The sequence below is a fragment of the Desulfotruncus arcticus DSM 17038 genome (assembly GCF_900113335.1).
Lineage (GTDB): Bacteria > Bacillota > Desulfotomaculia > Desulfotomaculales > Desulfallaceae > Desulfotruncus > Desulfotruncus arcticus.
Genome location: NZ_FOOX01000005.1, coordinates 22,651 through 46,204, shown reverse-complemented (window position 1 = coordinate 46,204; position 23,554 = coordinate 22,651). Strand labels below are relative to the sequence as shown.

Genomic DNA, 23,554 nt, shown 5'->3' with positions numbered 1-23,554 from the left:
ATAGCCCACAAGGGCTCCCTGGCCGCAGCAAATACGGGTTTCTACTAACTTTTACTTTTTCTACGAACTGTTTTTAAATTCCTGTGTAGTTTGAAAAATATTTTAATTGTAACCCACATAAACATAATTTAGTAAATTTTGGGGTGGTTGACTTGGCTAATAGTTCTTTCTTAAAGGGTGCTATGGTATTACTCGCTGCAGGTTTAATTAACCGTTTGGTTGGTTTCCTCTACCAAATTGGGATGATGCGCTTAATCGGCCCTGAGGGTGTTGGGCTGTTTAATATGGTTTTCCCTGTATATATTATGGTTCTTGTTTTGGCAACTGCCGGTATACCACTGGCTATTTCAAAGTTGGTTGCCGAAGAAGTGGCTAAAAAAAATCTATCCGGTGCTTACCGGATTTTTAAAATATCGTTTTTATTACTTGCGGGTTCAAGTATTTTTTTTACCACCCTGCTGCTTGTTGGTGCTCCCTTTTTTAAAAATCATATTTTCGCCAACCCCAAAGTGTATAATTGTTTTTTATGCTTGATTCCCGGTGTATTAATAGTATCTATAAGTTCTGCGTTTCGGGGGTTCTTTCAGGGGTTGCAGCAAATGGGGCCAACAGCTGTTACACAGACTATAGAACAATTAGTCAGAGTTTGTATCGGTTTGTTTTTTGCCTCACTAATGCTCCCTCGTGGAATTGAATATGCCGCTGTGGGGTTGTCTTTGGGAGTAGTAGTTGGAGAATTGACCGGGTTAATTTTTATGCTGAGTATATATTCAAGACACAGGCCGCGGTTAATGTTTGGGAATTCAGTCAGCTTTGGTTTAAAAGATATGCTGACCAGAATTTTTAACCTGGCCATACCGGTCACGCTCACCCGTTTTGTGGCAACGGCACTGATGTCAGTGCAGGCTGTAATGATTCCGCAAAGGCTCTATGTTTCAGGTCTGTCACTATCACAAGCAACAAAGGAATATGGTCAATTGGTTGGCATAGCAGAATCATTACTATTTATTCCCGGCGTAGTAACAATAGCTCTGGCTACGGCTTTGGTACCGGCAATGTCCGATGCTGTGGCTTTAAAAAATCTTAGCTTGGTAAGGATCAGGATTATAGATGCCGTTCGTATTGTCATGCAGGTTGGTGTACCTGCAGCAGTTTTCTTTCTTATTCTTGCGGACGAGCTATGTGGTGTTTTATTTGGTTATCCCATGGCAGGAGCCAGTTTAAAGATATTGGCGTTGTCAGGTCCTTTTTTATATTTGCAGCAGGCCATAACCGGCATACTACAGGGAATTGGCAGGGCAGATATACCTTTTAAAAATTTGCTTTTATCCTCCACGGTTAGTATAACTGGGATTTATTTTCTTACAGCTATACCTGAACTTTGTATTAAGGGGAGTGCTATAGCCATAGGAACAAGCTTTATTATTATGGCAGTATTAAATACGCTCAGCCTGCAAAGAATAACGGGCTTTTCTATAGGCTTGCGGGATAATGTAATCAAACCGGTAACCTGTTCCATGGGTATGTATGCTGTAATAAATTACGTTAAGGTTTTTTTAAACACCTGCGGTATGAGTGAAGGTTTTATTTTATTTGCCTCTCTTTTTTTAGGCAGCGGTGTTTACATGGTTTTAATGCTTATTAGCGGTGGAATTAATAATCAAGATAAGGAGAAATTTAAAAAAATTTTTAGATTTAAGAATCTATAACAAAGGCTCTCCCATTAAGCCAATTATTTTTTCCATTTCCCCTATGCCATTAAAGTAAGTCAAATCAAAATGCAATGGTGTTACTGAAATGAAACCATTATTAACGGCATCAAAATCTGTATCTGCGTCAAGTATCGGTTTTTCCGGTATCATGTCTTTAGGCTCACCGGCCATCCAGTAATAAACTCCTCCCCGCGGGTCAATTCTTTTATGGAATACATTTTCGTAGCGTCTGTTGCCTAAGCGTGTCACCTTGACACCCTTAGGTGAGCCCTGGGGGATATTAATATTGATTAAAGAGCATCCACTTTGCAGCTTATTTTTCGATAGTATGGATACTACTCTGGCGGCGAACCGGGCTGCATACTTAAAATCTTTATTTTCGTATGTTGCCAGAGAGATTGCTACCGAGGGAATGCCGTTAATTATACCTTCAATTGCAGCGGAAACGGTGCCGGAATATAAAACGTCAGTACCTAAATTGGCGCCCCGGTTTATACCCGATATAACAATATCCGGCGTCTTGTCCAGCAGCGCTTCAATAGCCAGCTTAACACAGTCGGCCGGGGTGCCGTTGACGGACCAGCCAGTTGTACCGTCGTTAAAATTAACCTGCTTGGGCCTTAAGGGTTTATGAACCGTTATACCGTGACCTGTCCCGCTTCTTTCGCGGTCAGGGGCAACGACAAGAACTTCGCCCAAGGGGTCTAGAGCTTGCTTAAGCTTTATAAGCCCCTCGGCCTGAATTCCATCGTCATTGCTAATAAGGATGCGCATTTTTTACCTCCGAGTGAAATCTAAAATTCATAAATAGTTATTACCATAGAACCGTCTTTATTATTTTTGGTAAGACCAAACATTATATTATATTTCTCTTTCAAAGTTTTATTTAAGAAATCTACAATTCTGTACATTTCTTCATAAGAAGCAAATGATCTTTGTGCAATTGGAATTAATTTGTCTTGTTTAAAATCTTCATTACCCATGTTAATGTTCCTCCCCGCTATTTCCCGATTAATGAAAAAGCTTCAGCTCTTGTAGCCTCACTGCGTTGAAACTGTCCGCGGACCGCTGATGTAATTGTTTTTGATCCCGGTTTTTTAACGCCGCGCAAGGTCATACACATATGCTCAGCTTCAATGACAACAATGACACCATGCGGGTTGAGCTTTTTCATAATTGTGTCCGCAATTTGGCTGGTTAATCTTTCCTGTAATTGAGGTCGCTTGGCAAACCCTTCTACAACACGCGCTAATTTAGATAAGCCTGTCACATTTCCTTTGCGGGGGATATAGGCCACGTGGGCTTTACCATAAAAAGGAAGTAAATGATGTTCACACATTGAATAGATAGGAATGTCTTTAACTAAAACCATTTCCTCATGTTCTTCAGAGAACATTTTGGACAAATGTGTTTGTGGATCTTCCCAAAGTCCACAGAAAATTTCACTGTACATTCTTGCGACCCGGGCCGGCGTTTCCCTTAGACCTTCCCTTTCGGGATCTTCGCCAATGGCTTCTAAAATCATTTTTACTGCAACTTCAACTTTTTCCCTGTCAACCATATGTCTAAACTCGCTCCTTCCAAAAAAATAACATATATTGTTTTAAACTATTATAACTCGACATTAATACTTTGAATATTTCTATATTTTTGCGGTTCGTCCTGCTTAAAAGAATAAACAAAAAACGGGTGCTTTTTCGCACCCGTTTCTTAACCTACCAAACCCAACGCTTTTCGATAGCTTTCAGCAGCCTCACCGGTCCTTCCCAACTCATTCAACAAGTCTGCTTGAATTCCCCAGATCTCATTGTCATCGTACTTTGACAAAATTAATTCACAAAGCTCCAATGCTTCTTCGTATCTATTAAGTTTTATCAGACAATGAATTTTATTTTTTAATATTCTGTTTTTATTACCTATATCTCTCTCAATTGAATAAGCCTTTTCATATTGTCTTATGGCCTCTTTGGACTTGCCGTAAATATCTAAACACATGGCTAAATTGTTAATTAAAAGAGCATCGCCGGGATTATTTCTGACAGCAGCAATAAAGCAACTCTCAGCTTTGTCTAATTGTTTTGTTTTAACATAACAGGCTGCCAAATTATTTAATACGATATAATCATTGGGAGCAAGACCGCGAGCTAGTTCGTAACAAGTTTGCGCTTCCTCAAATCTGTTTAAACAAAATAAACTATACCCTTTATTATTTAGCAGTTCAAGGCTGTTTAACCCTGCTCTCTGGGCTTTAATATAATATTCTAACGCTATAGCGTGATCGTCCAGCTTACTATAAGCCAAGGCGGTGTTAAACAATAGATAAGCATCATTTTTACTGGTTTTAAGATCTTGCAAGAATATTTGCAGTGCTTCTCTAATGTAGCCTCGCTCAAGTAATCCCAATCCGACATCATTTAATACCGGCTGTTTTACCGGCCATTTTCTAACTACACCTGCCAAATCATCCCATGGATTATTGTTTTTTAGGTTATGATCAGGCGTTGCCTGGCCAATTCTACTGGTTTTTTTGGTTTTGTCCAACCAGTACAAGAAACTGCCTATATTTTCGGGTCCTGCAGCTTTTTTCCAATGTGTTACCGCCTTGTCGACCTGTCCTCCTTTGAGATTTAATCTACTTGCTTTTAGATTTAATTCTTTATTGTGGGGGTCTTTAGCCAATGCTTTGTTAACAATTTTCATCGCACTTTTGTTAGTACCCAATGTTTCCAAGATAAATGCCAAACTGCAAAGAAAAACTACGCTGCCTTTAAAATTCACCCCAAACTACACCCCTTTCATGTTTGGATATAAATAATTTCTATTTTGTTAATCCCAAACCCTACCAATAAATCCATAAAATAATAAACATATTGTGAATAGAACTGACAAATTACAAAAAAATAGGGTGTAAAGAAAGTAGATTCATATTTCATGTTGGATAAATTCCTCAGGAGGTAGCATCTAATGGCAGAAAAAAAGAAGAAAAAAAATTTTAATGAGGAGATTGAATCCTTTGTGGAAGAACCAACCGGTTCTGCAACCATGATTAATCTGGATGGACGTTGGGACAAGGATTTTACAGATCACGAAGAAGATTAAAAAACTGAATAAAGTATAAAAACACGCGCGCTAAGGGAACTGATATGGCGCGCGTTTTTATTGGTATAATATTCAGTTTGGTACATAAAAATGATGATAAACGGGAGGTGACTGGGCATGGCTGCCATGCGGGAACAAAAGACAGGGGCATTGTTAAACACTAGTGCTGTTTTAAAAGGTTTAACTGCAGCCCTGGTAATAACAGTAACAGGATGTGCCTTGATGGGCACAGTTTATCATTTGACATCCTTGTCTGAGGAATCTTTACCACAGACGTCTGCTTCACTGTTTTATCTGAGCATTTTCGCCGGAAGTATTGTTGCATCCAGGGAAGCAGCTTATAAAGGGCTATTGCATGGAATAATGGTGGCTTTGATGTGTGTACTGGTTAGCTGGTTGGTAGCAAAATTTTTTATGGGCCATGGGGTAAGTTTTATCTATACCATCCAGAAAGCTTTAATATCAATAGTTTCAGGGGCCATAGGGGGAATTTTGGGGGTTGGACTGTCCAGGTAAATGATCTAACCTCTATGATTTCAATAATGATAGAACATATAAAATAGCCCCGGCGATAATGGTTAATATTCCGATGATTAAACGGAGATTAATTTTGCGAGTCATATTTTCACCTCCGTAGTATCGGTATAATATTATATGTTTAAGTTAGCGTTATTTGATTGAAATGAGTGTAAAAAAGAGAAGCAGGTTTTTACCTGCTTCTTGCTACTTGATAACTTTCATTAACCAATTGCGTAAAAAAGAAGGAAGGCGCACAAAATATACCCTCAAAACTTTCACTCTCCTTCGCGTTTTATATTAATATATTGGTGTAAGCGTTAGGATGTGCTTTGAATTATTAAATGGCTAATTTACCCACAAAGATAACTGTTTTATAACTATATCCAGGTCACCCGACAAATATGATTTTATGGGTAAAGAGTTTAAAAAAACTTTTCCGTATTTTTTTGAAGTGATCCGTCCATCAAGCACAACCACCAGTCCCTGATCCTCTTCACTCCTGATTAACCTGCCAAAACCTTGTTTAAAACGAATAACAGCCCGTGGTAAGCTCAGCTCATAAAAGCCATTAAATCCGGGTTGGTTCATTATTTCCATTTTAGCTTGCATTATTGGATCATTGGGAGGGCTAAACGGGAGCTTGACAATAATGACTTGGGCTAACGAATTACCTGGTATGTCCAGGCCCTCCCAAAAACTCGAGGCGCCAAATAAAACATTATTCTTGCCTTTTTTAAATTCACGAACTAACCTGGTCCTGCCACCGTCTATTTTGTGTCCCAGCAAGCAGATACCGGCGTCATCAAATAAAGGTTTGGTTCGACTGTATATTGCTTTTAACATGGAATGTGATGTAAACAAAACCAGTGTCCTGCCCCCTAAACGTTCTGTTAATGAAAAAATTGCTTGAGTAACTGCTTCTGTATATTGTTTTTCTTCTGTATTATACTGTGGCAGGTTTTCTACTATAGATAAAAAGCACTGTTTATCAAAATTAAAGGGCGAATTCACGATCACAGTTTCCAATTGGTTGGGGGGCAGACTTTCCAGCCCCCACTGTTTAATTAGATGATCAAATTTATGGTTTACCGATAATGTGGCAGAGGTAAATATTACGCCTTTTGCTTTATTAAATAGTTTTTCGTTTAAAAGGTGGCCAATATCAATGGGTGTAGCATAAAATACACAATTTATTTCGGAGTTTATGGTACCGCCGGATATTTCCGCCCAACAAACGTGGTTATCTGGTGCGTTTTCCCAAACTAATGATAAATCTTCCAGATAGTTATCTAATTTATTAAGAATATTGCGCAAATCAGTGGGTTTACAATCTTCCGGCCTTTGCTCTGAAGAAGTTTGGCAACCACACTCAGTGCTTACAGCCTTAATTTGAGATTTTAAATTTTTTAAGTAAAAAATTAAATTTAAGTAATCCGCATGGTTTGTCTGGACTATTTCGGAGTCTTGCTTGAGACGGAACTTTATTAAGCCAATTCCTGCTCTATGACCGAAATACTCTGTACTTTTTCCAATAAAGTGTTGAACAAATGTGTTGATAGCTGCCAGTAATTCTTTTATGGCATTATAAGTTTCCAAATGTAATTTTTTAAGTTGATTATCAGCGCTGGCAAAGGCAGTAGATGCCTTTTGAAAATATTTGCCGGTTGATAATAACCAGTGTTTTAATTCCATAAATGAAATCTTTTTCCCTAAATAAATATTTGCCGCTTCTTCAAGATGGTGCGCTTCATCGATAACAAGAGCACAATAAGACGGAAGTATTTTAACATCAGCCACCAGGTCTGAAAATAGTAAGGAATGATTGGTAATTACAACTGGTGAATTTTCAGCCTGCTGCCTTGCCCGGGAAATGAAACAATTGCTTTGCCACATACATGAATTACCAGTGCATGATTCCGCATCGGTACAAATTCGTAACCAATAATAGTTTTCCGGCCCTGTGATATTTAATTCACTTTTATCACCGTTTTTTGTATCCAGCAGCCAAATCAAAACCCGCGCGAAAAATAGATAAGCATTAGGGGCATTCGTACTAATATTTGAAATAATGTTCAAGAAACGTTTAAGACAAATATAGTTTTGCCTGCCCTTTAAAAATGCAAAACCAAAGTCAAGGTTAAGCATGCTGTGCAATAAAGGTATATCTTGGTGCTTGATTTGTTCCTGAAGGTTAATTGTATTGGTAGATATCACTGCCTGCTGTTTCGTTTTTAAGGCCCATAATAAGGTTGGCAGTAAATAAGCTATTGTTTTTCCTGTTCCCGTCCCGGCTTCAATAAAACACACTTTTTTTTCTTCTAAAGCAGTCTCTACAACCTTGGCCATCTTAACCTGACCCGGCCTTAATCTGTAATTGGGCAATTGTTTAGATAATTGTCCCTCCTGGCCGAGATAATATTCAATATTAATATCCGGCAACCGCACGTTGCGATTTTTTTTAAATTCATGATTAATACTTATTGCAAAAAAACTATTTTCTAACAGCGTTCTATCATTTTCAGATATAGCGGCAGGTAATTCCTCTAAAATCTCAGACCATGGGGAATTACCTGCCCTCAAAAGCATTATAAGGTGTTTTAAAACGGCGGAATCCAGCTTGCCGGCTCGTTCTAATAATGCGGAGAGTAATTCAACGGCAGCTATGGTGTCATCCATTGCTCTGTGGCAAGGCCGGTGATTAAAATTAAGTTGATTTGCCAGTCCGGAGAGGCTGTAATCATTAAAATGCGGAAACAATATTTTGGTAAGTTCATATGTATCTAGATAAGTTGAGAATGGTAGATGGCCAAGTAAAGAGGCTAAAAAGGATCTGTCAAATTCAACATTATGGCCAACCATTGGAATACCTTCCATAAAATTAATAATGTCAGGTAAAATTTCGTTGATAGTTGGACTGGCTGCAAGCTCAGTGTCACTAATTCCCGTTAACCGGGTAATTCTAAAAGGTAGTTTTATTCCCGGGTTAATTAAGGTTTGATAAGCTTCAACGATGCTGTAGTCTTTAACTTTAATCATAGCAATTTCAATAATTTTGTCTTTTTGGGGGTCAAGCCCGGAGGTTTCAAGGTCGCAAACAATATAGTTTTTCAAATTTTTCACTTCCTGATTCTATCCGTATGTTGTATTATTCTTGGAAGACGCTAGTTATCCTTTAGTATTTATGAACGGAGGAAGAATCGATGAGGGAAATATTTATGGCTGACGCCATAAAGTATTTTGAAAGCATTATGGGGAGAACCTGGTTGGAGGAAAATTTAAAACTAATTAAATCAGGAAATGGTGGTGGGGTCGCATTTGGCAGGTGCATTGAATCCTCAATTAAAGTTCCTTTATCCGCGTACTACTGGTATAAAGCCCGGGAAGAAATTGCCTACGGGGAAATCACCGGTGAAGCTAAATTTAGCAGTAATTCACTAATTACCGCAGCCACGGGCGCGGACCTTCAATTATTAGAACAAGAAGAAGGATTTCCCCTTATGATTCAAGACCTTAAAAGTTATGATCGCCCTATTACAGCTCATGGACAACTATGTATTGCTTCCGGTTACGCCAGGGAAAAGTATAAAGTTACTGTTAAAAAAGAATATTCCATTGCAGCTCGCGGTGAACAGCAAACTTTTTATACTGTAAGGCAGGTGGATGACTTAATTGATGATGCAGTTCCCCGGTGCGTTGAGAATTCTGTTATTTATTGTTTTATCGGGAATTGGGAACAGGATGTAAATAAGCTGTTGTTAAGTTGGTCACCGTCACGTTCCCTGCTGGAGGCGGCATCAAAAAACAATGCTTGCTTGGTCGTCTGTGGTATGTGGATTGAAACAGTAAACAACCGGCCTGTTTTGGTCAGAAAAGGCCGGTTGTTGGATAAATATACCAGCAAGGGTATAAATAGTTTAGTTTATATTCCAAATGAAAAAATATACATCAATGCCACTACTCAGTAAAAATACGAGGGTCAAAAATAGATATCGTAGGCAAGGTGATCCGGTGGATTCCCGGAGCAAGCGGGGCACTGGATGCGGTCCATGGCCCGTCAAATCCCAAAAGCTTGCCCCCGAAAGGGCGTAAAGTATCACAGGGCTATCTGTTGTAAGCGTTATGCAGAAATAACTACACGAACTACAAGGAAAATTGCGAAGCGCGCGGAGCGGAACCACCGGAGCGCCAGATAAAGTAACGTGAAAACGATTTTCTGGGTTATCTTTGTGTTAAAGCTTTAGTCCCGGCAATCACATTTATGTTCAGTTATTACCGGGCGCAAAATTAATGCAGCTTTTTCTCCCCAATTTCCCGGACCGGGGTAAAGTGTTCTTAATGCAATAGCTAATCCAGAGATTTGGCCGTGTAAAAAAGCGCAATAGTTTTCCGGTTGATGATTATTTCTCGCCCTATCTAATTCTTCAACCATGTCGGTAAGAAATTGTATGATGGTTTCTGGCGTGCAAGTTGAGATATCCATTGGTTGCTCCTGATTAAAACTCATGTTATTCTCCCTGACATATTTAACGCGTTATGATTAGGTGGTTTTTTTGGCAACATAATCTAATATGGAATAGGCTGCGGTATATGGGTCGATTTGTTTTTGGGTTACCTGATCCAGCAGTTCATTAACCTTACCGGGCAAGCTTAACTGCTTGTATACTTTTTTCTGCCATTTATAATTGACAATGTCCAGGGTTTCAGACCTAATTCTTTCGGAACGTATCTTGTTTATTAAATCATTTACCTCCATATTAGACCGGTGTTCCATAATTGCTTCCAATAATTCATTTATTCCCTGTCCGGTTAACGAGGATACCAGTTTTACTGGAGGTCTCCATTTATTTTGATCACACTGGTGATCTAGCATAATTTCAACTTCAGCAGCTACCCTGTCGGCACCTGGCAAATCAGCTTTATTTATGGCAAATACATCGGCGATTTCCATAATCCCCGCTTTAATTGTTTGAATGGAATCACCGGCCCCGGGTGTTAAAACTACGATTGTCGTATCTGCTACATTAATTATATCGTACTCCGCCTGACCCACACCTACTGTTTCGACGATGACCCAATCAAAGCCAAATGCATCCATGGCTTTGACTACATCTTTAGTTGTTTTAGCCAGTCCCCCCAGACTGCCCCTGGTGCCCATGCTCCTAATAAAAACCCCTTTATCCAGAGCATGTTCCTGCATTCTGATGCGGTCGCCCAAAAGGGCGCCACCTGTAAATGGGCTGGTGGGGTCTACTGCGATTATGCCTACAGTTTGATTTTGCTGGCGAATTTTTCTTACTATTTGATCCACAAGCGAACTTTTACCGGCTCCAGGTGAACCGGTGAAACCGATAACGTAAGCCCGACCTGTTTGCTGAAAAATTTTTTTTAGAATTTCTTCGTGGTTCGGGTCTTCGTTTTCGAGCAGTGAGATCAGGCGGGCAAGTGCCCTGGTTTCTTTAATCTTAAAGCGATCGAGTAAATCCTTCATAAGGAGCCTCCTGATCAAATATTCTAAACCTTTTAAATATATAAATTCGTCGGCCAAAGGTTAAATTCCTGTCTGAACAGTTGTTTTTAAAAAATAAAAGCCTTCCATAGTGCACGGAAGGCGTTATAGAACCAATATGTAGGGCTATTTTCCATTAACGTCTTAATTTTGGCCATTTAAGAGATAATTGTTTGAAATATCGGCTTTTCCAAATAAAATAAAACTATCAAATTGTTAATAACCTAATCTCCTCTCCCTTTCTCCGCTGTATCCAAGGATACAGCTATTCTTTTTTAGGGCTTGAGGTCTTCAAGATATTTTTCAGCAGATACGGCGGCAATTGCTCCGTCTGCAACGGCGGTTACAACCTGCCTTAGCGATTTTTTTCTAACGTCTCCTGCTGCGAAGATGCCTGACTTGGAAGTACACATGTTTTCGTCTGTTAATATATAGTTTCGTTCGTCAAGATCAATTAAATCTTTTAATATCTCAGTCACTGGGCGGGTACCGACATAAATAAATACGCCGTCCACCTGGAGTGAATTCTTTTCACAATTGCGGACATCTTTGGTGATAATTTCCTTAACCGTTGCTTCGCCGTTAATTTGTTCAACCACTGTATTCCAAAGGAAAGAGATCTTGTCATTATCCTTGGCCCTTTGTTGCAGAATTTTAGTTGCCCTTAATTCATCCCTGCGATGTATAATGTAAACTTTTTGGGCAAATTTGGTCAGATAAAGAGCCTCTTCCACAGCGGAGTCGCCGCCTCCGACTACTGCTACAATTTTGTCTTTAAAAAATGCGCCGTCGCACGTTGCACAATAGGAAACACCACGTCCGTGAAATTTATTTTCTCCGGGAATCGCTAATTTCTGTGGCTGTGCCCCGGTTGCTACAATAACGGTTCTAGTAATTATCTCTTCGTCATCTGTTTTAATGCTAAACCCGGCATTTGCTGAAATTATCATCTCAACATTGGCTGATTTTACTTCCAATCCAAATTTACGGGCTTGCGCATCCATTTGCATTGCCAGTTCCGGTCCGCCAATGCCTTGGGCAAACCCCGGGTAATTTTCTATCATTTCTGTACTTGCAGCCAGACCACCGGGCATACCTTTTTCAATTAAAACTGTTTTTAAGGCAGCCCTTGATGTATAAATTCCTGCGGCCAGCCCGGCGGGGCCGCCTCCTATTATGGCAACATCAAACTTATCCATACTATTACCTCCGGTGGTAAATTTGCTTAATTATAATATCGTAATTATATGTTTTTGTCAAATATTTAATCGGGGAGGGATGGCTGTGAAACCGCAAGACAGGGAAATTTTGGGGAAAAGGATTAAGGAAATACGCTTAAAATTAGGTTTAACCCAGGATGGTTTAGGAAAACGTGCCAATTTACATTACAGTTACATAGGTCAAGTTGAGCGGGGCAACAAAGTTCCATCTGTTAAAACACTAAAGAGAATAGCGGTGGCGTTAAATATAAGTTTGGAATCGCTTTTATATGAGGAATCAGGTTTTGAAATTAATGATGAAGATATTCTGGTCAGGGAATTGATTAATGCTGTAAAAGGTTGTTCGCCTCAGGAATTGAAGCTGTATATAAACATTATTGATCAGGTAAAACAATATTTAAAAGATAAGGACTCTTTGGATTAGATAGGAAAAATAGAAGGTAAACAAAAAAGCGCTGATGCGCTTTTTGTGATGTTTTAGTGACCAAGATATGCTTTTTGTACCGCTTCGTTTTCAGCCAGTTCCTTGGCAAGCCCTGACATTACCAAAGAGCCTGTTTCCAAAACATAAGCCCGGTGGGCGATAGAGAGCGCCATTCTGGCATTTTGTTCTACTAGTAAAATTGTTGTACCTGTTTGGTTTATTTCTTTGACAATATTAAATATTTCCTGAACCAACATTGGCGCCAGCCCCATTGATGGTTCATCCATTAATAACAGTTTTGGCTTGGACATTAGTGCCCGGCCAATTGCAAGCATTTGCTGCTCGCCTCCGCTTAAAGTGCCTGCCGGCTGCTGCTTACGCTCTTCCAAACGGGGGAATCTTAAAAAGATGTTATTTATATCTTCCTTAATGCCAGCTCGATCTTTTCTGGTAAATGCGCCCAATTCCAGGTTTTCCAGCACTGTCATCAGGGGAAAAACCCTTCTTCCTTCCGGGACTTGGGAAATCCCTATTTCAACCACTTTGTGCGGGGGAAAATTTTGAATTTCTTGTCCTTCAAATATTATTTTGCCGCTTTGTGGTTTTACCAGTCCCGATATGGAACGTAATGTTGTGCTTTTCCCTGCTCCGTTAGCCCCAATTAAAGCCACTATTTCTCCCTCATTGACCTCCAGGGAAACTTGCACCAACGCCCTGATTGCTCCATAATTAACATCGATGTTTTCTATATTAAGCACTAGATCACTTCCTTTCCCAGGTACGCAGCAATCACTTCGGGATTTTTTTGTACTGCGTCAGGAGGACCGTCAGCAATCTTTTTACCATAATCAAGAACTGCTACTCTATCTGATATACCCATGACAAATTTCATATCATGCTCAACTAAAAAAATAGTAAGCCCCATTTCCCTGATCTTTTTAATTTTTTCAACCAGGACCATTTTCTCTTGCGGGTTCATGCCGGCTGCAGGTTCATCAAGCAGTAGTATTTCCGGGTCTGAAGCCATCGCCCTGGCGATTTCAAGACGTCGCTGTTCACCATAGGGAAGATTTCTGGCCAGTTCTTCCGCTTTATCTCCCAGATCCATTAACCTGAGGCATTCTAATGACCTTTGTTCAATCTCTTTTTCCTCGCGTTTAACCGAAGGCGGTTGAATTATGCCACCAAAAGGACCAGCCTTACTCCTGCAATGACGTCCAATTTTTACATTATCAAGAACAGTAAGCTCGTTGAACAAACGAATATTCTGGAAAGTGCGGGCTATACCAAGTTTTGTTATATTGTACGGCTTTTTACCATTAATTGTCTGGCCTTTAAAGCTAATTGTACCGCTGGTGGGGGGGTAAATACCGGTTACCAGATTAAAGACGGTACTTTTACCGGCTCCGTTAGGTCCGATTAAAGCTTGAATTTGACCTTTTTCTATTGTTAAATCCACGCTGTCCACTGCTATCAAACCGCCAAATTTAATGGTTACTTCATTAAGCTCTAGTAACGGCAAATTTTCACCCCTCCATTCCTGATTTTTTATTTTTCTGTTCCTTGTCGGCGCCGGCATTAAACCGTTTAAAAGTACGTTTGACCAGAGTGTTAAAATTCATATTTCCCATCAGACCATGAGGTCTGAAAATCATCATGATTACCAATAAAGCACCGTATATTATCATGCGGTATTCAGACGAAAAACGTAGAATTTCCGGTATGGCTGTCAGTAGGGTTGCCCCTAGAATCGTTCCCGGTATGCTTCCAAGGCCGCCCAGAACAACCATGTTCAGTATTTCAATAGATTTCATGAAGCCGAAATCCCTTGGCTGCAGAACCATAATTTTATGTGCCCAAAGGGCTCCGCCTAAACCTGCGGTAAAGGTGCCGATGGCAAACATTTGCAGTTTATATTTGAAAGCATCAATCCCCATACATTCGGAAGCAATTTCATCTTCTCTGATAGCCACTAAAGACCTGCCAAACCTGGAACGCTCCATTCTGATCATAACAATGATAACTAATAACGCTATTATAACCGTGTTCAGCAGCGTTGTTTTGGGTGGTATGCCTGCCATGCCCATGGCTCCACCTACATAAGGCATATTAAAAAGTACAGATTTTAATATTTCACCAAAACCCAGTGTACAAATCGCCAGGTAGTCACCTGTCAGTCTTAGTACCGGAAATCCGATGAGAACACCAAAAAGTGCTGAAACCACACCCGCGCATAAAAGTGCTACTATGAACGGCAGACCAAACTTCATTGTAACAATTGCGGAAGTATAGGCACCTATACACAGGTAGGCTGCGTGTCCCAGAGAAAGCTGACCGGTGACGCCGGTAATTAAATTCAAGCCAAGGGCAAGGATAATATATATGCCGACGGTAATTATAATTGATTCATAATAAGCAGGTAATAACCCATCGAGAAATGCCATATAGTTTGCCACCTACACTTTCTTCTGAATTTCTGTACCAAATAACCCGGTGGGCTTTACAAGTAAAACTAAAATTAAGATACCGAAAGCAATAGCATCCCGATAGGAGGAGAGGCCAATTGCAACTGCAAACATTTCCCCAACACCAAGAGCAATTCCCCCGAACATCGCGCCGGGAATGCTGCCGATGCCACCCAGGACCGCAGCTGTAAAAGCCTTGAGACCTATCAGCATACCCATGTTATATTTAACTACCCCAAAATAAATGCCTACCAGAACCCCCCCCGCGGCAGCAAGGGATGAACCGATTGCAAATGTGTAGGAGATAATTCTGTTGACGTTTATACCCATTAACGCTGCGGTGTCGTAGTCCTGGGAAGTGGCTCTCATTGCTTTACCGATTCTGGTATTTTTTATAAAGTATTGCAGAATAATCATTAATACAGCCGACGTGGCAATAATTAAGATTTGCAAGTTGGTAACCTGGGCCCCGGCAAAGAGCTCAAAGGACTTTAATGGAAACAGGATTTCTTCGGTTGGAGGATACGAAGTGGGACTTGCGCCAAAAATGAGGTTGGCCAGGTTTGATAAGAAAATAGAAACACCGATGGCGCTGATTAATGCTGCGAGCCGGGTTGACCTGCGCAGAGGTTTATAGGCGATTTTTTCGATAATTACACCCATGATCATGCAAAAAAGCATAGCGCCCAGGAATGCAATAACGATATGAACGTGAAACACTGTGACCAATATAAGGCCTACAAAGGCACCTGACATAAAAATTTCACCGTGAGCAAAGTTAATCAGTAAAATAATCCCATAAACCATGGTGTAACCCAGGGCAATAAGGGCATACGTGGAACCTAATGCTATTCCGTTCATTAGTTGCACAAAAAAATTGCTTAACATGTCTGCCCTCCTTGGAAATTCATAAATAAGGGCCTGCCACCTTTAGGCGGAGGCCCTTATTATAATATTTAATCCATATCAACCGGGACTTTCTTCAGCAGGCTCCATTTTTGATCTTTAACCTGCAGCAGGTAAACAGGACTCTTGATGGGTTCGCGGTTTTCACGGAAGGTAGTTATACCGGAAACACCCGGGAAATCTTTGGTTTGGGCCATAGCATCACGGAATACCTTGGGATCTGCGCTTTGAGCTTTTTCCATAGCCGCCGCGATGATTTTTACAGCGTCATAACCCTGGGCATGGAACAGGTCGGGATCCTTGCTGTATTTAGCCTTGAAATCTTCAATAAACTTGGCGGTTTCATCAGTAGGCTGCTCGGGAGAAAAACCACAGTAGGAAATGCTGCCTTCAACTGCTTGGCCGCCCAGTTCCCAGAATGTCGGGGACTGCAGGCCGTCGCCGCCTACCATGACGATGTCATTCATGCCCTGCTTGCGAACTTCCTTCATAATTAAGCCGCCCTCGGTATAATAACCGGAGAATACGATAAAGTCAGGATTTTTGCCTTTAATATTACTTACCTGGCCGCTGAAATCGGTGTCGCCGTCCTGTACGCTTTCTTCAATGACTATGTTACCGCCGTTGGCCAGAATGGCGTCTTTAAAGATCTTGGACAGGCCTACGCTGAAATCGTTGTTAACCGAGGTTATCAGTGCAACATTTTTCCATCCCAACTCGTTAATTGCATAATCCATAGTTGCCGGACCGCCTACGGCGTCAAGCAGAGTGTTACGGAAAATATAGGGGCCGATTTCAACAACTTCAGGACCGGTAGAGCCGGCGGAAATCTGCACAACTTCACCCTGGTTGGAGATCGGGGCGGTTGCCTTGGTTATACCGGTGGTTGGGTCGCCGACGATGGCAGAAACTTTGTCCTCATTAATGAATTTTTGAACGATATTGGCTGCTTCGGCCTTATCATAGCGGTGGTCGGCCTCAACAATTTTAATCTGTTTACCTAAAACGCCGTCAGCATTGAGTTCTTCCGCCGCCATCTTCATGCCTTCCAATGTATTTTTGCCGTAAGAAGCTGTATCGCCGGTCAGGTCACCCAGGAATCCAATTTTGATAACGTCGGAAGCTGCCGTTTGCTCGCCGCCATTTTCAGCGGATTGGCCGCCACAGCCTGCAACCAGGAAGGCGACCGTTAATAACGCCAAAAGAACAAATAATGGCTTGTGTTTAAACATTTTTCAAATCCCCCTCAGAAATATTTTGCCGACAAGATTTCACCAGCGCGGCTATTTTGTTATGTAACGCTAGTGGAACAATATACTCCGCTATGATTCACCTCCCCTGCAGGTGATTTTGGATTTCCGGCTATGATTCAGCCATAAACTATAAAAGCTAAATATTAAAACTATTGCAACAAAGAAGAAGTTGTAAATTTATTATTAGATTTGTTAATTAAGTTAAAATTATAAATTCGTAATAAAAACGATTTTTCCTGCAGGCTAAATTTTTAATAGTATAAAAATTTTTCTATTCTATAACTGTAATTTAGTTTAGAGTAAAATTTTATTAATTTATTTAGATGCTGCCAATTATTAATTACTATTGTATTTTTGGGCTACGTAAAAAATACGTATACTCTGTTCATGAGCCGGCGCCAGCTTGAAGGCATCAAAACTTCCCAAGAGAGTAAAGCCTGCCTCGCTTAGGCACGATTTAATCTCTTCCTGACTGTAGGCTTTTTCCTGATGTGTTTCAGAAAATTTTTTATAGTGGCTTCCCTCTTTAAAAAAACCAGTTAAATTAATACTCCAGATGTTGCTGTGTTGATGGTAACTGGTTTGCCAGATTAATGTAATATCATTTTCGTCAACGAAATTCACACTTTCATCAGCGTTAGAGAGCCAAAGCACAGAATTGAGGTCAAAAATAAAAGAACCATTTTTGTTTAAATTTTTATAAACAGTTTTAAAGGTTTTAATCATGTCTTGCATATCAGTTAGATAATTTAAGCCGTCATGAAAACATGTTGCCAAGTCAACTTTTTCAACTAAAGAAAATTGGCGCATATCCTGTTTTGAAAAATTAATGTCAACATTTTCCAATGCTGCCTGATTACGAGCTAGACCAAGCATTTCTTCAGAAATGTCAACGCCATAAGCTTTATATCCTCTTTTAGCGAAAGGAATAGTTGTTTTGCCTGTACCACAAGCTATATCGACTACGCTCCCGGCATTAAGTCCAAAATGCTTTAACAATAGCTCTGCATAATCTATCCAGCCTTCAAAATCAACGCTTGAAACGAGGTAGTCGTATACGCAGGAAAGACCACTGTATTGCTTCATTTTTAGATCAACCCTCATGAGTATAAAGCCTCCGGTTTTAGTCTAACCGGAGGCTTTTGTAGTACTTTTAGGATAGTATACTGGCCATATATATGGCCAGTGTTAAGGAAAAAAGTACTGAAAAGCGCTCGCTATGGGAACTGATTTACCGCGCTTTTCATGTTATTTTTTCAGGCTTGATAAAATGTCGTCAAGTACTTTTTTGATATCCTGATCTCCATTGATATTAAGTAACAGTCCCTGGGCCTTATAATAGTCGATCAGTGGTTGGGTTTGAGCTTCATATACGTCCAGGCGGTTGCCAACAGCCTCTTCATTATCATCACTGCGCTGGTAAAGCTCGCCGCCACAGCTGTTGCATTTGCCTTCAACCTGCGGTTGATTAAATAAAACGTGGTAACTGGCCCCGCAGCCGCGGCAGACCCTTCGACCGGTTAAGCGTGCCATTAGTTTTTCCCGGGGCACCGCAATGTTGATAACACCGTCAAGTTTAATGTTCATAGCTTGTAGCGTGGCATCAAGCGATTTAGCTTGTTCAAGGGTCCTGGGAAATCCGTCAAGCAAAAAGCCATCAGCGCAGTCAGGCTTGGAGAGCCTGTCCTTGACCATGCCAACGACTACTTCATCAGGTACGAGGGCACCCTTATCCATATACTCTTTGGCTTTTTTACCCATTTCGGTTCCTTCTTTGATTGCCGCCCGGAACATGTCACCAGTGGAAATATGGGTAATGTTCAATTCTTTAACCAGTACTTCCGCTTGTGTCCCCTTACCGGCTCCTGGCGGTCCCATAATTAAGAGCTTCAAAAAAAATCCCCCTCCTCAATTTTACAAAATAATCAACTTGTACACATTATAGCATGTATTATCGGCAGGTGAAAATATAAAAACGATAAATCAGCTTAACCATGGTGCGACACTATTCCCAAAGGTTTTTTGTTTTTCTGACAACGCTGTTGTCTGCTAACTTTATATACATTAAATTAAGTAATTGTTATAATAGCTATATTGTAAAAAACTACATTGAGGTGAGGCTGATGGAAACTAATATAGTTGATCAGGAGGAAAATAAATATCAAGCTGATCGATTAAAAAGAAAAAAAGAAAGAAATAAAAGTAATTTGCAAGTTGGGCCAGGGGTAGTATTAGTTTTTTTGTGGTTGGGCTTAGCTTGTGCTGGTTATTGGTATCAAGATAAAAGCATTAAGGAAGCGATAAATACGATACAGGCTGATAATACAAAAAATGTACAGGAATTGGAAAATAAAATAGAATCATTGGAAACAGAGGTTCAAGAGATACAGAGTGCTTTAGCTAATACAGACACAAAATTAACCAGTACCAGTTCGGTTAGTGATGAAGTGAATAAAAGAATAACAGAATTGGATGGCCAACTAAAAGCATTGGAAAAAAGTTTAAAAATATTACAGGAGACTGGAAATGAGGATTATTAATGTTTTTATATTGGCACTAATCCTGCCAATATTGGTTTTGGTTGGGCATGCCTCATATTCCTTTTATAACATTACAAATTCAGCATCATTAGATCTGAAAAGATTAGATCAAAAGGTTAATGCACTAAATACATCAATAATCTCTGTGCAGGAAAAAACTTTGGCTATAAAGAAGACAGCATCTAAACAAGAAGAAAAATTAGCTCAACAAAGTAAGGCACTAAACAGCTTGACTAAAGAGAGCAGTAAGCAAACTAAGTTGTCTGACAACGCTTATGAGCAAAAAATTGTTTCAAGACTGGGTAAACCAATTGATACATATCAATCCCCAAAAGTTAAAATTGAGGTTTTTTCATTACAAGGGATTGGCTTTAGAGGTTATATAGCCAAGGTAAAGTTATATGAGCCCAAGGCATTTAAAGTTCTGCTTGGCAATGATAAAATTGGTGGAAGTGAAACAACCAGTGCGGCTGTAAAAAGAACAGGCGCAATATTTGGAATAAATGCCGGAGGTTTTTATAATACAACCGTCGACGGAAAGAATGTAAAATGGCCGCTGGGTAATACCGTTATTGATGGAAAGCTTTTAGGTGGGTTTACTCCTACCTATAAAGACCTCTTTTTTGCCGGCGTGGACAGCAGTGGTGAGTTGTTGGGCGGGAAATTTACTGACGAAAAGCAGCTGATGGTTCACGAACCTGTGGCTGGAGTAAGCTTTGTGCCAATGTTAATAAAAGATAGAAAGGCACTAACAATTCCCACACAATGGGCTAATCAGAAAAATCCCAGAACAATTATTGGCGAGTATGGAAATGATGACTTAATTTTTATTGTTGTGGACGGCAGACAATCAGATTGGAGTAATGGGGTTACCTTGGAATACTTGCAGCAAGAGTTATTGGATTTTGGAGTTGTTGAAGCCTATAATCTTGATGGCGGTGGTTCCAGTTCTTTTGTATTTAAAGGAAAAGTTCTCAATAAACCGTCAGATGGGCGGGAACGTACTGTAACAACCAATATTGTTATTATGCCATAGAGAAAGCTGAGTTAATGTACCCAGCTTTCGAGAACGTAAAAAGTTTTGTGTAAATGGAAATAACTAACAATAAAGGAGTTGATCCATTTATGCAAAACATGCAAGACAAAACTATTAAAGAATTAGCGAAAGATTGCCATACCGTAGAAGATGTTCATGATTTATTAAAGGACCTTTTTAAAGACACATTACAGCAATTACTTGAAGCTGAAATGGACGGACATTTAGGTTACTCTAAGCATAGTGTAGAAGGCAATAATAGCGGCAATAGCCGTAATGGTTACAGCCACAAAACAATTCAAACTAAGTTTGGTAAAGCTGAAATAGAGTTGCCCAGGGACCGTAATGGCGAATTTGAGCCAAGGGTTGTTGGTAAATACGAAAAAACATCCAATCAGCTTGAAGAACAAATTATAGCTATGTACGCTAAAGGCATGTCCACCCGAGATATCGAAGACCATATGCGAGATATCTATGGTATTGATGTTTCCCCCACTATGGTCAGTAAGATTACCGATAAAATACTGCCAATGATCGCAGAATGGCAGTCAAGACCACTAGAGAGAGTATATCCAATTATTTACCTTGATGCCATCCATTTCAAGGTACGTAAGGAAAATAGAATTATTAACAAAGCTGCTTACAGCGTGTTGGGCGTTAATATGGCCGGTAATAAGGACATACTTGGTATTTGGGTTGGAGAAAATGAAAGTGCCAGCTTTTGGCTAGGCGTGTGTACTGACCTTAAAAACCGGGGTGTGGAAGATATTCTAATTGCCTGTAAAAACGGGCTTTCCGGCTTTAGTGAAGCTATAAATAGCGTATTCCCTCAAACCCAGATACAGCTTTGTGTTATCCATCAGATCCGTAATTCATTAAAGTATGTGCCATATAAAGAGCGGAAAGCTTTAATGGCTGATTTAAAGCAAGTTTACCAGGCACTTACACTGGAAGAAGCAGAATTTGCTTTTGAAATGTTTAAGGAAAAGTGGGATCGTAAGTATCCAATTATAACTCGATCCTGGGAGAAGAACTGGCTTGAATTAACGACTTATTTCAGTTATCCATACGAATTACGTAAAATTATTTATACTACAAATATTATCGAAGGCTATCACCGACAATTAAGAAAGGTAACTAAAACCAAAACAGCGTATCCATCTGATGAGGCTTTAAAGAAGATTATTTACCTTGCTACTGCTCAAGCATCTAAAAAATGGACCATGTCAATCAGGGATTGGAGGAAATGCATCTCGCAATTTGCTATCTATTTCGGTGATAGGTTACAATCAGAGTTAGCTATTTAAAAAGGTGATAGTTTATGGTCGCCCTTGACATGGAGCCTCTAGGCCTATGTTTCTAAAAGGCCAGCGGCAGACCCAGCTGCACTTAGGGGGCTTTCCGCTACAAGGCACAACTATTGATATTAGGCCCCATATTCCTTGTAAAGGGCAGCCAGCGTTACGAGCCCTGCGTTTGCTTGGGCCTTTCGCCGCAGTAGGCTAACATAGGCCTCCTCCACGTAAAGGGCGACCAGATACTTGTAGTGTTTCAATGTATAATCAAAACATAGGAATTAGCCATTTACACAAACTTTATTGCACTCCCCAGCTTTCTCTATGGTTCACAGCTTATGAAGCTTGCTGGGTTATTAATTTTAAAAAGTTTTCATTAAGGTTCGGTTTTAAAAAGTTCAAGGGAATTTTAATTTCCGGCATGCCGGCCACATATGGCGCGATCTCGTATTCGCCAAAGCAAATCACCAAGTTATCCCCGTCAATATAAAAATTTTGGTTATCGGAGATGGACTTAAAGCCCATGTCTCCTTCAAAGTAAATATTATCACCCTTTTGCCTGCTTAACTGGATTTGTCTATTAATCTCCTGATTAATGATCGATTTGTATTCGACATTTTCTTTAAATAAATCTTGCAAAGTTAATAGCCTGTTATTTTGGGTATCAATGATATAATAATCCTTCCAGGCCATGCCGTGTGCGCCCCCGGTAAATTCGTAAGTTTCCACCGCTAAAGATAAGACATTGCCGGTGCTCACTTGATTATAGCTGATATACAATTCCAAAGGTATTAATGGCCTATCCGTGCCTTTCACGTATTCTTCATAATTCTGTACATTTTTAGCCATATCCTCTCTGGCACGGTCAACTTTGTCCATAATCTGCTGATTTAATTGCTTTTGCCAGGCAATATCTTGGAGACCGGAGATAACGGGAATTTGCATGGTGGTGTTCAATACATCGCTGGTTGATTTTATTTCTTGGGTTGTAATTTGGGGTAAAGGAGCCGACTGTACACCACCGGGGCTATAAACCAAAACACATTGAGCAGGCTCATTCCACTCCACAGTATATCCTAAAGCCTCCGCCACCCAACGCGCCGGCAAGTAATAACGGCCATTCTTTAACAGCGGCGCAACGTCCATAGCAATGGACTTATTACTTTCAATGCCGCTGGTTCCCGGGCTGTTGGTTACTGTGAGGGATCTGTCCCCGGCTTTCATACTGATGCTGATAGTATGGTCATGATGATATGTTAATATGGCTATTCCGGAGTCTTTATCCCATTGTATATCTTTATCTTCCACACCCAGAGCCTGAGCCAAAAATCTTATAGGTATGTAAGTCCTGCCATCGTCAATAAACGGGGAGGCATCCATAGCGAACACCTGGTCATTTACTTTATATTTGGTGCTGTCCAGTTGAAAAACCGCAGTGTTTTTTGCAGCAGCCATGGAGCCACCGGCTAAACATAAACTAAGACAACCGGTGATAAAGGTTACCAATACTCTTTTCATTAAACTTCTCCTTCACATTGATGTTAATGTTATTCTACTAATAATTTTGTTGGATGTCACG

Annotated in this window: 24 protein-coding genes; 8 read left to right on the top strand and 16 right to left on the bottom strand. The window is 40.2% G+C overall.

Features of this window, described 5'->3' with window-relative positions; all coding sequences use genetic code 11:
- Window positions 1-143 precede the first annotated feature (143 nt).
- A complete protein-coding gene (spoVB, locus tag BM056_RS08240) occupies window positions 144-1,709 on the top strand; it encodes a stage V sporulation protein B (RefSeq protein WP_337833493.1) in 1,566 nt (521 codons plus the stop codon).
- Here spoVB and surE read toward each other — a convergent pair.
- From surE to BM056_RS08220, 4 genes are all read right to left on the bottom strand, one after another.
- Window positions 1,704-2,486 carry a 5'/3'-nucleotidase SurE gene (gene surE / locus BM056_RS08235; protein ID WP_092470591.1) on the bottom strand — a complete coding sequence of 261 codons (783 nt, stop codon included), beginning with the start codon at window positions 2,484-2,486 and terminating at the stop codon, window positions 1,704-1,706. The two genes, spoVB and surE, sit on opposite strands and share 6 nt — an antisense overlap.
- 20 nt (window positions 2,487-2,506) lie before the next feature.
- A complete protein-coding gene (locus tag BM056_RS08230) occupies window positions 2,507-2,695 on the bottom strand; it encodes a YpmA family protein (RefSeq protein ID WP_092470589.1) in 189 nt (62 codons plus the stop codon).
- A 17-nt stretch (window positions 2,696-2,712) separates the two neighbouring features.
- Complete coding sequence (gene folE / locus BM056_RS08225; RefSeq protein WP_092470587.1) at window positions 2,713-3,273, bottom strand: GTP cyclohydrolase I FolE; 561 nt, start codon at window positions 3,271-3,273, stop codon at window positions 2,713-2,715.
- A gap of 149 nt (window positions 3,274-3,422) precedes the next feature.
- Window positions 3,423-4,490, bottom strand: a complete 1,068-nt coding sequence (locus tag BM056_RS08220; RefSeq protein ID WP_092470585.1) for a tetratricopeptide repeat protein — start codon at window positions 4,488-4,490, stop codon at window positions 3,423-3,425.
- 186 nt (window positions 4,491-4,676) lie between these two features.
- Here BM056_RS08220 and BM056_RS27220 point away from each other — a divergent pair, with 186 nt between their 5' ends.
- Window positions 4,677-4,811 (top strand): hypothetical protein, encoded by a 135-nt coding sequence (locus BM056_RS27220; RefSeq protein WP_274377532.1) that lies wholly within the window; start codon window positions 4,677-4,679, stop codon window positions 4,809-4,811.
- A gap of 117 nt (window positions 4,812-4,928) precedes the next feature.
- The gene (locus BM056_RS08215; protein ID WP_092470583.1) at window positions 4,929-5,327 is read left to right on the top strand and encodes a TIGR04086 family membrane protein; all 399 of its coding nucleotides are present in this window, start codon (window positions 4,929-4,931) and stop codon (window positions 5,325-5,327) included.
- Between the two features lie 348 nt (window positions 5,328-5,675).
- Here BM056_RS08215 and BM056_RS08210 read toward each other — a convergent pair whose 3' ends face one another.
- Entirely contained in the window at window positions 5,676-8,450 is a 2,775-nt protein-coding gene (locus tag BM056_RS08210) for a helicase C-terminal domain-containing protein (protein WP_092470581.1), read from the bottom strand.
- Between the two features lie 80 nt (window positions 8,451-8,530).
- On the opposite strand from BM056_RS08210, the gene BM056_RS08205 reads away from it, so the two are divergent.
- Window positions 8,531-9,295, top strand: a complete 765-nt coding sequence (locus BM056_RS08205; RefSeq protein ID WP_092470579.1) for a hypothetical protein — start codon at window positions 8,531-8,533, stop codon at window positions 9,293-9,295.
- Window positions 9,296-9,567: 272 nt separating this feature from the next.
- Here BM056_RS08205 and BM056_RS08200 read toward each other — a convergent pair whose 3' ends face one another.
- The 3 genes from BM056_RS08200 to trxB all read right to left on the bottom strand — a co-directional run bounded on the left by BM056_RS08200 (window position 9,568) and on the right by trxB (window position 12,035).
- The gene (locus tag BM056_RS08200) at window positions 9,568-9,834 is read right to left on the bottom strand and encodes a hypothetical protein (protein ID WP_092470577.1); all 267 of its coding nucleotides are present in this window, start codon (window positions 9,832-9,834) and stop codon (window positions 9,568-9,570) included.
- A gap of 33 nt (window positions 9,835-9,867) precedes the next feature.
- The gene (gene meaB / locus BM056_RS08195) at window positions 9,868-10,818 is read right to left on the bottom strand and encodes a methylmalonyl Co-A mutase-associated GTPase MeaB (RefSeq protein WP_092470575.1); all 951 of its coding nucleotides are present in this window, start codon (window positions 10,816-10,818) and stop codon (window positions 9,868-9,870) included.
- Window positions 10,819-11,111: 293 nt separating this feature from the next.
- Complete coding sequence (trxB, locus tag BM056_RS08190) at window positions 11,112-12,035, bottom strand: thioredoxin-disulfide reductase (RefSeq protein WP_092470573.1); 924 nt, start codon at window positions 12,033-12,035, stop codon at window positions 11,112-11,114.
- A gap of 85 nt (window positions 12,036-12,120) precedes the next feature.
- Here trxB and BM056_RS08185 point away from each other — a divergent pair, with 85 nt between their 5' ends.
- Complete coding sequence (locus tag BM056_RS08185) at window positions 12,121-12,480, top strand: helix-turn-helix domain-containing protein (protein WP_165613436.1); 360 nt, start codon at window positions 12,121-12,123, stop codon at window positions 12,478-12,480.
- Window positions 12,481-12,533: 53 nt separating this feature from the next.
- On the opposite strand, the gene BM056_RS08180 is transcribed toward BM056_RS08185, so the two are convergent.
- The 7 genes from BM056_RS08180 to BM056_RS08150 form a co-directional block, all read right to left on the bottom strand.
- Window positions 12,534-13,238 (bottom strand): ABC transporter ATP-binding protein, encoded by a 705-nt coding sequence (locus tag BM056_RS08180; RefSeq protein ID WP_092470569.1) that lies wholly within the window; start codon window positions 13,236-13,238, stop codon window positions 12,534-12,536.
- Window positions 13,238-14,002, bottom strand: a complete 765-nt coding sequence (locus BM056_RS08175) for an ABC transporter ATP-binding protein (protein ID WP_165613435.1) — start codon at window positions 14,000-14,002, stop codon at window positions 13,238-13,240. The genes BM056_RS08180 and BM056_RS08175 overlap by 1 nt, the downstream gene beginning before the upstream one ends.
- Before the next feature lie 4 nt (window positions 14,003-14,006).
- Window positions 14,007-14,924 (bottom strand): branched-chain amino acid ABC transporter permease, encoded by a 918-nt coding sequence (locus tag BM056_RS08170; protein WP_092470565.1) that lies wholly within the window; start codon window positions 14,922-14,924, stop codon window positions 14,007-14,009.
- Between the two features lie 12 nt (window positions 14,925-14,936).
- Window positions 14,937-15,833 (bottom strand): branched-chain amino acid ABC transporter permease, encoded by an 897-nt coding sequence (locus tag BM056_RS08165; RefSeq protein ID WP_092470563.1) that lies wholly within the window; start codon window positions 15,831-15,833, stop codon window positions 14,937-14,939.
- Between the two features lie 68 nt (window positions 15,834-15,901).
- A complete protein-coding gene (locus BM056_RS08160; RefSeq protein ID WP_092470561.1) occupies window positions 15,902-17,083 on the bottom strand; it encodes an ABC transporter substrate-binding protein in 1,182 nt (393 codons plus the stop codon).
- A 357-nt stretch (window positions 17,084-17,440) separates the two neighbouring features.
- Complete coding sequence (locus tag BM056_RS08155; protein ID WP_238456364.1) at window positions 17,441-18,208, bottom strand: class I SAM-dependent DNA methyltransferase; 768 nt, start codon at window positions 18,206-18,208, stop codon at window positions 17,441-17,443.
- Between the two features lie 144 nt (window positions 18,209-18,352).
- Window positions 18,353-18,997: an adenylate kinase gene (locus tag BM056_RS08150; RefSeq protein ID WP_092470559.1), complete on the bottom strand. Its 645-nt coding sequence runs from the start codon at window positions 18,995-18,997 to the stop codon at window positions 18,353-18,355.
- 230 nt (window positions 18,998-19,227) lie between these two features.
- Between BM056_RS08150 and BM056_RS08145 the strand changes: the two genes are divergently transcribed.
- From BM056_RS08145 to BM056_RS08135, 3 genes are all read left to right on the top strand, one after another.
- Window positions 19,228-19,644: a hypothetical protein gene (locus BM056_RS08145; protein ID WP_131820742.1), complete on the top strand. Its 417-nt coding sequence runs from the start codon at window positions 19,228-19,230 to the stop codon at window positions 19,642-19,644.
- Window positions 19,631-20,680: a phosphodiester glycosidase family protein gene (locus BM056_RS08140; protein ID WP_092470556.1), complete on the top strand. Its 1,050-nt coding sequence runs from the start codon at window positions 19,631-19,633 to the stop codon at window positions 20,678-20,680. The genes BM056_RS08145 and BM056_RS08140 overlap by 14 nt, the downstream gene beginning before the upstream one ends.
- 89 nt (window positions 20,681-20,769) lie before the next feature.
- Entirely contained in the window at window positions 20,770-21,987 is a 1,218-nt protein-coding gene (locus tag BM056_RS08135; protein WP_092470554.1) for an IS256 family transposase, read from the top strand.
- Window positions 21,988-22,311: 324 nt separating this feature from the next.
- Here the strand turns inward: BM056_RS08135 and BM056_RS08130 are convergent, their stop codons facing one another.
- Window positions 22,312-23,493, bottom strand: coding sequence for a stalk domain-containing protein (locus BM056_RS08130; protein WP_092470552.1), 1,182 nt, complete (start codon window positions 23,491-23,493; stop codon window positions 22,312-22,314).
- Window positions 23,494-23,554: the final 61 nt, after the last annotated feature.

Coding starts and splice junctions, on each gene's coding strand:
- surE (WP_092470591.1), bottom strand. CDS start 2,486: ATGCGCATCCTTATTAGCAATGACGATGGAATTCAGGCCGAGGGGCTT.
- BM056_RS08230 (WP_092470589.1), bottom strand. CDS start 2,695: ATGGGTAATGAAGATTTTAAACAAGACAAATTAATTCCAATTGCACAA.
- folE (WP_092470587.1), bottom strand. CDS start 3,273: ATGGTTGACAGGGAAAAAGTTGAAGTTGCAGTAAAAATGATTTTAGAA.
- BM056_RS27220 (WP_274377532.1), top strand. CDS start 4,677: ATGGCAGAAAAAAAGAAGAAAAAAAATTTTAATGAGGAGATTGAATCC.
- BM056_RS08215 (WP_092470583.1), top strand. CDS start 4,929: ATGGCTGCCATGCGGGAACAAAAGACAGGGGCATTGTTAAACACTAGT.
- BM056_RS08205 (WP_092470579.1), top strand. CDS start 8,531: ATGAGGGAAATATTTATGGCTGACGCCATAAAGTATTTTGAAAGCATT.
- BM056_RS08200 (WP_092470577.1), bottom strand. CDS start 9,834: ATGAGTTTTAATCAGGAGCAACCAATGGATATCTCAACTTGCACGCCA.
- meaB (WP_092470575.1), bottom strand. CDS start 10,818: ATGAAGGATTTACTCGATCGCTTTAAGATTAAAGAAACCAGGGCACTT.
- trxB (WP_092470573.1), bottom strand. CDS start 12,035: ATGGATAAGTTTGATGTTGCCATAATAGGAGGCGGCCCCGCCGGGCTG.
- BM056_RS08170 (WP_092470565.1), bottom strand. CDS start 14,924: ATGGCATTTCTCGATGGGTTATTACCTGCTTATTATGAATCAATTATA.
- BM056_RS08165 (WP_092470563.1), bottom strand. CDS start 15,833: ATGTTAAGCAATTTTTTTGTGCAACTAATGAACGGAATAGCATTAGGT.
- BM056_RS08160 (WP_092470561.1), bottom strand. CDS start 17,083: ATGTTTAAACACAAGCCATTATTTGTTCTTTTGGCGTTATTAACGGTC.
- BM056_RS08155 (WP_238456364.1), bottom strand. CDS start 18,208: ATGAGGGTTGATCTAAAAATGAAGCAATACAGTGGTCTTTCCTGCGTA.
- BM056_RS08145 (WP_131820742.1), top strand. CDS start 19,228: ATGGAAACTAATATAGTTGATCAGGAGGAAAATAAATATCAAGCTGAT.
- BM056_RS08140 (WP_092470556.1), top strand. CDS start 19,631: ATGAGGATTATTAATGTTTTTATATTGGCACTAATCCTGCCAATATTG.
- BM056_RS08135 (WP_092470554.1), top strand. CDS start 20,770: ATGCAAAACATGCAAGACAAAACTATTAAAGAATTAGCGAAAGATTGC.
- BM056_RS08130 (WP_092470552.1), bottom strand. CDS start 23,493: ATGAAAAGAGTATTGGTAACCTTTATCACCGGTTGTCTTAGTTTATGT.